9 protein-coding genes are annotated in these 8,222 nt (G+C 49.7%); all 9 read left to right on the top strand.

Annotation, left to right across the window (positions count from 1 at the left end; all coding sequences use genetic code 11):
* Positions 1-327 (top strand): flagellar protein (locus AC1WIP_RS07705; protein ID WP_481141303.1); only part of this gene is annotated, 327 nt, incomplete at its 5' end.
* Between the two features lie 14 nt (positions 328-341).
* Complete coding sequence (locus tag AC1WIP_RS07700) at positions 342-728, top strand: hypothetical protein (protein WP_481141302.1); 387 nt, start codon at positions 342-344, stop codon at positions 726-728.
* A 28-nt stretch (positions 729-756) separates the two neighbouring features.
* Positions 757-1,932 (top strand): hypothetical protein, encoded by a 1,176-nt coding sequence (locus AC1WIP_RS07695; RefSeq protein ID WP_481141301.1) that lies wholly within the window; start codon positions 757-759, stop codon positions 1,930-1,932.
* Between the two features lie 26 nt (positions 1,933-1,958).
* Entirely contained in the window at positions 1,959-2,852 is an 894-nt protein-coding gene (gene cdaA / locus AC1WIP_RS07690; protein ID WP_481141300.1) for a diadenylate cyclase CdaA, read from the top strand.
* Entirely contained in the window at positions 2,833-4,104 is a 1,272-nt protein-coding gene (locus tag AC1WIP_RS07685; RefSeq protein ID WP_481141299.1) for a CdaR family protein, read from the top strand. The genes cdaA and AC1WIP_RS07685 overlap by 20 nt, the downstream gene beginning before the upstream one ends.
* 33 nt (positions 4,105-4,137) lie before the next feature.
* Positions 4,138-5,487, top strand: coding sequence for a phosphoglucosamine mutase (glmM, locus tag AC1WIP_RS07680; protein ID WP_481141298.1), 1,350 nt, complete (start codon positions 4,138-4,140; stop codon positions 5,485-5,487).
* Positions 5,488-5,546: 59 nt separating this feature from the next.
* Complete coding sequence (locus AC1WIP_RS07675) at positions 5,547-5,810, top strand: HPr family phosphocarrier protein (protein ID WP_318702779.1); 264 nt, start codon at positions 5,547-5,549, stop codon at positions 5,808-5,810.
* Between the two features lie 25 nt (positions 5,811-5,835).
* Entirely contained in the window at positions 5,836-7,515 is a 1,680-nt protein-coding gene (gene leuA / locus AC1WIP_RS07670; RefSeq protein WP_318708569.1) for a 2-isopropylmalate synthase, read from the top strand.
* A gap of 150 nt (positions 7,516-7,665) precedes the next feature.
* Positions 7,666-8,222, top strand: a 557-nt coding sequence (locus AC1WIP_RS07665; protein WP_481141297.1) for a response regulator transcription factor, incomplete at its 3' end; no start/stop codon positions are given.

Raw genomic sequence — 8,222 nt, 5'->3', positions numbered from 1 at the left:
GAATCTCTTGAGGGCAAATTTCAGGAGGTGAAGGAGTATATACGCAGCCATCCTGGGGTGGGCATTCCTGAGGTATCGAAGGCATGCGATGTGGAGCCCTCCCAGATCAGGCAGTGGCTTCGGGAGGAGCGGCTGGAGGTGACGGAGGATTCTCCTATTTTCCTGACCTGCGAGGTCTGCGGGGCGCCAATCCGCTGCGGCAGATTTTGCGAAAAATGCAAATTTGACATGACCAAGGGCTTTAAGAATATTTTGGAGAGCAATAAACCCAAGGAGGTCAAGCGGGAGCCTGTTGACCGGGAAAACCCGAGAATGCGGTATTTATAAATGGAGAAATTATCATGCTGAACGAAGAACGTATTATTCTGATGACAAAAATGGCATCCTATGAACAAAATGAGGGACGGGAGAATGTGGCTATAGGCAGATATTTTCGCAGCGATTATATCGGCCTGCAGGTGCTGAAATCCGTTTTCTGCGCCACCGTGGCCTTTGCCATTATATTTGCACTGTTTGTGTTCTATGACTTTGAAATTTTCATGCAGGATATTTATAACATGAATCTGATCGAGTTTGCCCAGACCGTGCTTTTGTACTACGGGATTACGGTGGCAGGATATGGAGTGATTTCTTATATTCTGTATTCCTACCGATATTCCAAAGCAAAGAAAAGCCTGAAATGTTATTATCACAACCTGAAAAAGCTCAATTCGCTTTACAACGAGTGAGGCATTTTAAGCTTACCTGGAGGAAAGAATGACTGGTTTACTGGAATTTAGAGAAAAACTAAAGCTGTTTTACAGTAAAAATGAATTTTTTATTCTGCCGATTTTGAAGTTTCTGCTGGCTTTTTTGGTGCTGAATACCCTGAACGGGCAGCTGGGATATATGACGCAGCTGGATAATATAGCCATTGTTCTGATTGTCTCGCTCTTGTGCTCCTTCCTTCCAATGGGAAGCATTGTTTTGTTTGCGGCATTGTTCAGTCTGGCTCATATGTATGCGTTGTCCCTGGAGATTGCGGCCATAGGCCTGTGTGTCTATCTGCTGCTGTTTCTTCTGTTTTTCAGGATTTGCCACAAGGAGGCCATTGTGGCGGTGCTGACGCCGTTTTTGTTTGTACTTCAGGTGCCTTATATTATGCCTGTGGCTTTGGGACTTTTGGGGACGCCTGCGTCCGCTGTTTCCGTCAGCTGCGGTGTAGTGGTATATTATCTGCTTCTTACCGTGTCCAGCAGTGCATCTACCATAAGCACTATGGGCGCAGAGGAGGCCACCGCAAAGCTTAGGCTGATTATTGACGGAATCCTGGGGAATCAGGAGATGTTTGTGGTGATAGCGGCATTTGCAATCACTGTGATTGTGGTATATTTGATACGCAGGATGGCGGTGGATCACTGCTGGACGATTGCCATGATTGCCGGTGTTATGATGAATCTGGTCATACTTTTGGTAGGGGATTTGATGTATGATCTCAATCTTTCTCTGCTGGGTGCAGTGGTGGGAGAAATCGTGGCCGTGGTGGTGGCAAAAATCATAGAGTTTTTCCGGTTTTGTGTGGATTACAGCCGGACAGAAAAGGTGCAGTTTGAGGATGATGAATACTATTACTATGTGAAGGCCGTACCCAAGATGACAGTGACTGCGCCTTCCAAAACGGTGAAGAAAATCAACCCCCAGAGGCGTACCGGGGCCGCCCCGGGCAGAACGTCTGCAGCGGGCGCCAGAACCGTTTCCGGACAGAGAACCAGAAATGTGACTACGGAGAGAATTTCCACGGGGCAGGAGCGGACATTGCAAGGAGCGCACCGGGATGAGGGAAGGGGCCAAAGACCGGGGACACACAGGAATGATGCCAGAACGGGCAGGAGCGTAACCATTAACAGCAATATGACTGAGGAGAATACGGATGATTACGAGGAATTGTTCTGAAAATAAATAGCAGGGAATGATAGGCAATGCAGTGGTTTGAGACAGTAGTTGATCACTTAAGAGATTTTAGTGTATATAAGACAACAATGGGGATAAGCGATTTCGTAGAAATCTTGATTATCGCCTTTTTGTTGTATTATATTTTAGTCTGGATGAAGACCACAAGGGCATGGCAGCTGATGAAGGGATTGATCGTGATCCTTGTGTTTCTGCTTCTGGCATATCTGGCAAATATGTCCACAATTCTGTGGATGGCGCAGAATGTGCTGACCTTTGCGGTAACGGCGCTGATTGTGGTGCTTCAGCCGGAGCTGCGCCATGCTCTGGAGGAGCTGGGAAAAAAGAATCTGCTCACTTCAGTGCTTCCCTTTGATTCCAGGCGCGGGACACAGGAGCTGTTCTCCCAGAAAACCATTAACGAAATAACCAAGGCCTGTGTGGAGATGGGCAAGGTCAAGACGGGAGCCCTGATCGTGATAGAGCAGAATGTGTCCCTGCGGGATTATGAACGCACGGGGATCGACGTGGACGGAATTGTCACAAGCCAGCTTCTGATTAATATTTTCGAGCATAATACGCCTCTGCATGACGGCGCGGTGATTATCCGGGGAAACCGAATCACCTCTGCTACCTGTTATCTGCCCCTTTCCGACAATATGGGACTGAGCAAGGAGCTGGGCACCAGACACAGGGCGGGGGTTGGCATTTCCGAGGTGTCGGATTCCCTTACGGTGATCGTGTCCGAGGAGACTGGCGGCATCAGCGTGGCCTACGAGGGAGAGCTGTCCCGGAATCTGGATGCGGAGGGACTGAAAAAACGTCTGCAGCAAATTTTGAATAAAGACGGGGAGGAGAAGGCAAAGAGCAAGCGTATCTGGAAGGGAAGGAGCAGGACCGTTGATGAGAAAAAAAATATTTAAAAACTGGGGTCTGAAGCTTGTATCCCTGATACTTGCCTTTATCCTGTGGTTTCTGGTTGTGCAGATCGATGACCCCATCGGAAATAGACGTTTTAATAATATCACGGTAAGGCTGACCAATACAGAGCTTCTGGACGAGGAAAACAAGGTCTATGAGGTTTTGGACAACACGGATTCCGTAAATGTGACGGTCAGCGCACCCCGAAGCATCCGGGAGCAGCTGCGCGCTTCGGATATTGTGGCGGAGGCTGACATCAGTAAGCTGACGGACATTAATACGGTGGCTATTACCTATTCGGTAAACTATGAGATAGACAGCATTGAGGGGGATCACGACGCCGTACGCCTGAGTGTGGAGGACAAGAGCAGCAAATGGGTAAGGCTGCAGACCAATACGGTGGGCGAGGTGGCAGACGGCTATATGGTGGCAAGCGCAACGCCTGATCAAACCCTGATTGAGGTTACTGGGCCGGAATCTGTCATACAAAGCATCAGCTATGCTGCAGTGGAAATCGATGTGACGGGAGCCACAAACAGCCTGTCCGCCAACGTGGATGTGCAGCTTTATGATGGAGACGGGAACCTGGTGGATTCCACCAGTGTAAGGAAGAATGTAAGCTATGTGCGCATAGAGGTGGAGATACTTGCCGTAAAGACAGTTCCCATAGAGCTGAACGTAGCTGGTGAGCCTCAGGAGGGATATCTTGCCACCGGTGTAACGGAGAGCAGTCCCGCTTCCGTACAGATCGCCGGCTCGGCCTATACGCTGTCAGGCATAAGCAGGATCAGCATTCCGGAGGAGGAATTGGATATCTCCGGTGCAACAGAAAACTTTGTGAAAACCATTGATATCAGAGACTACCTGCCCGAAAATGTGAGCCTGGCGGACAGCAGCTATAACGGCAGAGTAACCGCTACAGTTTACATTGAACCCCAGGTAGAAAAAACACTGGAGATACCGGCAGAAAACATCAGTCTTGTGAATGCTCCCGAAGATGTGGATGTACAGCTGCAGGAGGATTACACCACATACACCTTGAATGTGTACGGACTGGATGCCTACATCACGCCTCTGGTTGAGAGTGCGGTGAGGGGCACCGTGGATATCGGGGCATGGATGGCAGATGAGGAAAGGGAGGAGCTCTCCCCGGGAACCTATTTCATACCCATCACCTTTGAGCTGGCGGAGGAAGTCAATCTGGAAAGCCGGGTCTATGCGAGAGTGGTGGTTACGAGACTGGAAGAGCAATAAAGAAGGTGGAAGCACCGGAAACGAGGAAAAAGGATGGCTAGATTATTTGGGACAGACGGAGTAAGAGGAATTGCCAACGAGGAGCTTACTCCTCTGCTTGCCATGCAGCTGGGGCAGGCAGGCGCATATGTTTTGACAAAAGAAAAAAAGCATAAGCCAACTATTATGGTGGGGTGTGACACCCGTATTTCAGGAGATATGCTGTCGAATGCGCTGATGGCGGGCGCCTGCTCAGTAGGAGCCAACTGTATTTATGTGGGAGTGCTTCCTACTCCTGCGGTGGCATATCTGACGCAAAAGTACAAGGTGGATGCGGGAGTGGTGATTTCTGCATCCCATAATCCGGTGGAATTTAATGGCATTAAATTCTTTGACGGAGACGGATATAAGCTTCCGGATGCCATGGAGGATGAGATAGAGGCTGTGATCCGGGACGGGATGCGTGGGATTGAGTTTCCCATAGGGCCCGGCGTTGGCAAGATCAAATACCGCACGGACGCCAGGGAGGAGTACATCAATCATGCTGTTCAGTCGGTGAATGTAAATCTGGAGGGCATGAAGATCGTAGTGGATTGCGCGGAGGGCGCCTCTTTTTACACCTCTGTGGAGGCCTTAAAGGAATTGGGAGGGGACGTGGTGCCAATCCACAACAGCCCGGACGGCACCAATATCAATGCAAACTGTGGCTCCACTCATATGGAAGAGCTTCAGGCCAGAGTGGTTTTTGAAAAGGCAGCGGTAGGGCTGGCATTTGACGGAGACGCCGACAGGCTTTTGGCTGTGGATGAGAACGGCAAGATTGTGGACGGGGATCAGATTATGGCTATTGTGGGCAACTATATGAAAAGCCAGGGGAGGCTGAAAAAGGATACCATTGTGGCCACCGTTATGAGCAATCTGGGATTTTTCCTTATGGGTGAGAGATGCGGCCTGAACATGGAGCAGACAAAGGTAGGGGACAGGTATGTTTTGGAACGCATGAGAGAAATCGGAGCCAGCCTTGGAGGAGAGCAGTCGGGACATATTATCTTCCTGGATGAAAATACCACCGGGGACGGACTCCTGAGTGCGCTGCATCTGCTTCAGGTTATGGTGGAAACCGGAAAAAGCCTGTCTGAGCTTGCTGGTATCATGGAGGTGCTTCCACAGGCTCTTGTAAATGCCCGGGTGGCAAACCACAAGAAGGATAAGTATATGGAATATCCCGTCATTGCGAAGGCCATAGAGGAAATCGAGAAAAAATTTGAGGGACAGGGAAGAGTATTGATACGCCCCTCAGGCACTGAGCCTTTAGTCCGGGTCATGATAGAGGGCAAGGATATGCAGGTGATACAGGCTGAGGCGGAGAAGCTGGCGAATCTGATTCAGGACGTAATGTTTTGACAGAAAATTTGAACCGTGCTATAGTTAAGATAAGCAAAAGAAAGTGGAGGGATGGCATTATGGTAAGTCAGAAAGTATTTATCAAAAACCCGACTGGCTTGCACCTGAGACCGGCAGGAATTTTGTGCAAAGAAGCAATGCAGTTTAAGTCGTTGATCACATTTTCATTTAAGGGCAGCACAGCCAATGCCAAAAGCGTTTTGAGCGTACTGGGGGCCTGTGTGAAATGTGGAGATGAAATTGAGTTTGTGTGTGAAGGGGATGATGAGGAGGAAGCGCTTAAGGCGCTGGTTGACGCTGTGGAAAGCGGTCTTGGGGAATAGAGGTCTGGAAAGGAAGAAGCCGTAAATGTTGAATTATAAAAGATACCGCAAAAATCCTGTGGTACATTATCCGGAACGCAAATGGCCGGAGAGGGAGATTACCAAGGCTCCGGTATGGTGCAGTGTGGATTTGAGGGACGGAAATCAGGCGCTGATTGATCCCATGGTGGTGGAAGAAAAGATCGAAATGTTCCAGTATCTGATTAAGCTTGGTTTCCGTGAAATTGAGATCGGATTTCCGGCGGCAAGCCAGATTGAATTTGACTTCCTGCGCCAGCTGGTGGACCGCAGGCTGATTCCCGACGATGTGGTGGTGCAGGTGCTCACCCAGTGCAGGGAGGAGCTGATTGACCGCACCTTTGAGGCGATTGAGGGCTGTAAGCAGGCCATTGTGCATATCTATAATTCCACATCCACCTTACAGCGGGATGTAGTGTTCCACATGGACAGGGAGCACATTACGGAGATTGCCGTTAACGGCACGAAAATGGTAAAGGAACGGGCAGAGAAATTTCCCGGCAAAATTATTCTGGAGTACTCACCAGAAAGCTTTACGGGCACGGAGCTTGATTACGCCCTGGAAATCTGCAATGCGGTTTCAGCAGAATGGAAGCCCACACCAAAGGCTCCTATGATCATCAATCTTCCGTCCACGGTGGAGATGAACACACCCAATGTGTATGCGGATCAGATAGAATGGATGATCGGCCATCTGAACAATCGGGAAAGCATTGTGGTCAGCGTGCATCCCCACAACGACAGGGGAACCGGCGTAGCCAGTGCGGAGCTTGCCCTTTTGGCGGGCGCGGACAGAGTGGAGGGCACCCTTTTTGGCAACGGTGAGAGAACCGGAAATGTAGATATTTTGAATCTTGCCTATAATATGTTCTCCCAGGGGATTGATCCGGGGCTGAATATTGAGCATATCAATGAAATTATTGAGATATACGAGCGCTGCTGTAAGCTGCCCATACATCCCAGACATCCCTATGCGGGCAAGCTGGTTTTCACCGCGTTTTCAGGCTCCCATCAGGATGCGATCAACAAGGGAATTCATGCCATGAAGGAGCGGGGCAGCGATATCTGGCAGGTGCCGTATCTGCCCATTGATCCTGCGGATATCGGAAGAGAATACGAGCCCATCGTGCGTATCAATTCTCAGTCCGGCAAGGGCGGCGTAGCCTTTGTGATGGATTCCTATTTCGGTTTTAAGCTTCCAAAGGGCATGCACAAGGAGTTTGCCAATGTGATTCAAACTCTTTCCGAGAAGCAGGGAGAGGTTTCTCCGGATGAGATTATGGAGAAATTCAGGGAGGAATATTTGAATCGAAAGGAACCGATTCATTTCCGCAGACTGCGGATAGATGATCTGAGCGGTTCTGTGAAGACCGAGTTTGACACCAGAGTGACGGTGGTATACACGGATCACGGGAAGGAAAAATTCTTTGAGGCTGTAGGGAACGGGCCCATTGACGCTGTACAGAGGGGTCTGGCTCAGGAGCTTGGAATTTCCATCAAGGTTTTGGACTATGAGGAGCATGCGCTGCAGAGCGGCTCTAATTCCCAGGCGGCTGCTTACATTCATCTGCTGGATGCGGATGACGGCAGGGTTACCTACGGCGTGGGCGTGAGCTCCAATATCACCAGGGCCTCTGTGAGAGCGATTTTTTCAGCCATTAACAGGCTGGGCCTTGGGGAAAATTGAATAGAATTGTTTTCAGGATGTTACCAAATCCCCGGCAGAGACTGCTTCGGCAGAATCTGCCGGGGGTTTTTGCGCCTGGGGGGCTGTTTGTGGTAGATTCTCCACAATAAATTCACATTTCCATGTTATATTTCAGTAGGGTGATTGTTTATGAAAAATATTCTGATTGTGGAAGATGAGCCTGATATTCAGGAATTGCTTTGTACTTATCTCAGGGATGCCGGGTATGAGACTGCTGTTGCGCAGGACGGCGTGACAGCTCTTACCTTGTTTCAAGCCCACACCTTTGATCTTGTTTTGCTGGATGTCATGCTGCCGAAAATTGACGGCTTTGGCGTATGTGAAGTGATCCGTGGACAGTCTCAGGTTCCCATCATGATGCTTACGGCTTTGGATGGGGAGGAGCATGCGCTGCGGGGCTTTGGCCTGGATATTGACGATTATGTGACGAAGCCCTTTTCTATGCCTGTGCTGCTGGAGAAGATACGGGTGATCCTCCGTAGAAGCGCCAAAGGGAAGGAAGAAAACTGCCTGCGTTACCGGGACCTGGAAATCAACTTGGAAACCAGAGAAGTTATTTTGGAAGGCAGGCTGCTGGAATTGACTGCCCGGGAATTTGAGCTGCTCTATACTTTTTTGGCCGCACCTGGGCGTGTGTTTACCAGAGAGATGCTGTTGGCCAAGCTCTGGGGCTATGACTTCTATGG

The organism is Acetatifactor sp. (assembly GCF_982438285.1).
This window is presented reverse-complemented; position numbering and strand designations above follow the sequence as displayed.

What these genes read in the sequence shown, in the direction of transcription:
- AC1WIP_RS07700 (WP_481141302.1), top strand. Translation starts at nt 342, where the DNA reads ATGCTGAACGAAGAACGTATTATTCTGATGACAAAAATGGCATCCTAT.
- cdaA (WP_481141300.1), top strand. Translation starts at nt 1,959, where the DNA reads ATGCAGTGGTTTGAGACAGTAGTTGATCACTTAAGAGATTTTAGTGTA.
- AC1WIP_RS07695 (WP_481141301.1), top strand. Translation starts at nt 757, where the DNA reads ATGACTGGTTTACTGGAATTTAGAGAAAAACTAAAGCTGTTTTACAGT.
- leuA (WP_318708569.1), top strand. Translation starts at nt 5,836, where the DNA reads ATGTTGAATTATAAAAGATACCGCAAAAATCCTGTGGTACATTATCCG.
- AC1WIP_RS07675 (WP_318702779.1), top strand. Translation starts at nt 5,547, where the DNA reads ATGGTAAGTCAGAAAGTATTTATCAAAAACCCGACTGGCTTGCACCTG.
- AC1WIP_RS07685 (WP_481141299.1), top strand. Translation starts at nt 2,833, where the DNA reads ATGAGAAAAAAAATATTTAAAAACTGGGGTCTGAAGCTTGTATCCCTG.
- glmM (WP_481141298.1), top strand. Translation starts at nt 4,138, where the DNA reads ATGGCTAGATTATTTGGGACAGACGGAGTAAGAGGAATTGCCAACGAG.